This is a genomic window from Burkholderia sp. Ac-20392, assembly GCF_017104585.1.
Lineage (GTDB): Bacteria > Pseudomonadota > Gammaproteobacteria > Burkholderiales > Burkholderiaceae > Burkholderia > Burkholderia lata.
Window position 1 is genome coordinate 1 of record NZ_JAAGPB010001029.1, and the last position, 1,156, is coordinate 1,156.

At 66.4% G+C, this 1,156-nt stretch carries 1 pseudogene; it reads left to right on the top strand.

What is annotated here, in order from left to right:
* Nucleotides 1-1,156 (top strand): annotated as a pseudogene (locus G3N99_RS40585) (hypothetical protein); the annotation flags it as partial.

Here is a 1,156-nt window from a genome sequence, read left to right on the forward strand (position 1 = left end):
TGGGCGGCAAGGCCGTGTCGATCGGCTCCGGCAACACGGCAAGCGGCGACGGCGCGGTCGCGATCGGCGATCCGAGTGTCGCGACGGGCACCGGTGCGGTCGCGATGGGCGCGAACGACACGGCGACCGGCACGGGCGCAGTTGCCGTCGGCAACGCAAGCACGGCAACCGGCAACAGCGCGCTCGCCGTCGGCAATTCGAGCCAGGCCACTGCGGACAACACGATCGCACTGGGCAACCTGGCCACGGCCAGCGCCATAGGCGCACAGGCCTACGGCTCGGGCGCCACGGCCAGCGCGGCCAACGCACTCGCGCTGGGCTCGAACGCCACCGCGAACGTCGCCAACTCGATCGCGCTCGGGGCGAACTCGGTGACCGGTAACGCGGTTGCTGTATCGAGCGTCACGGTCGGCGGAGTTTCGTATGCGGTCGCCGGCGCCAATCCGGTCGGCGTGCTGAGCGTCGGTTCGCCGGGTCAGGAACGCCAGATCACGAACGTTGCGGCGGGCCAGGTCTCGGCTACCAGTACGGATGCGATCAACGGCAGCCAACTCAACGCGACGAACAATGCGGTCAGCGCGCTGTCGACGGGCCTGAATGCGACCAACAGCAACGTGTCCGCGCTGTCCACGTCGACCTCGACCGCGATCAACGCGTTGTCGACGTCGACGGCAAACAGCATCGGTTCGCTGTCCACCGGCCTGAATGCGACGAACGCGAATGTGTCATCGCTGTCGACCGGAGTGACGAACATCAACAACCAACTGAATCAGTTATCCACATTGATGAGCAATACACCGCAGGCCGCGAACACCGGCATTGCCGCCGACATGAACGGTACCGGCTCCGACAAGCCGACCGTCACCGCGGGCTCGAACTCGGTGGCAATCGGCGCGAATTCGACTGATGGCGGCCGCCAGAACGTCGTGTCAGTCGGCAGCGACACGCAGCAGCGCCAGATCATCAACGTGGCCCCGGGTACGCAGGGCACCGATGCGGTCAACGTGAACCAGCTCAACGCGGTGCAATCGACGCTGTCGACGGCACTGTCGGGCCAGCAGGCGCAGATCAACTCGCTGGGTTCGCAACTGCAGCAGACCGACCAGATGGCGAAGCAGGGTATCGCGGCCGTCGGCGCGATGGCGTCGATCCCGCA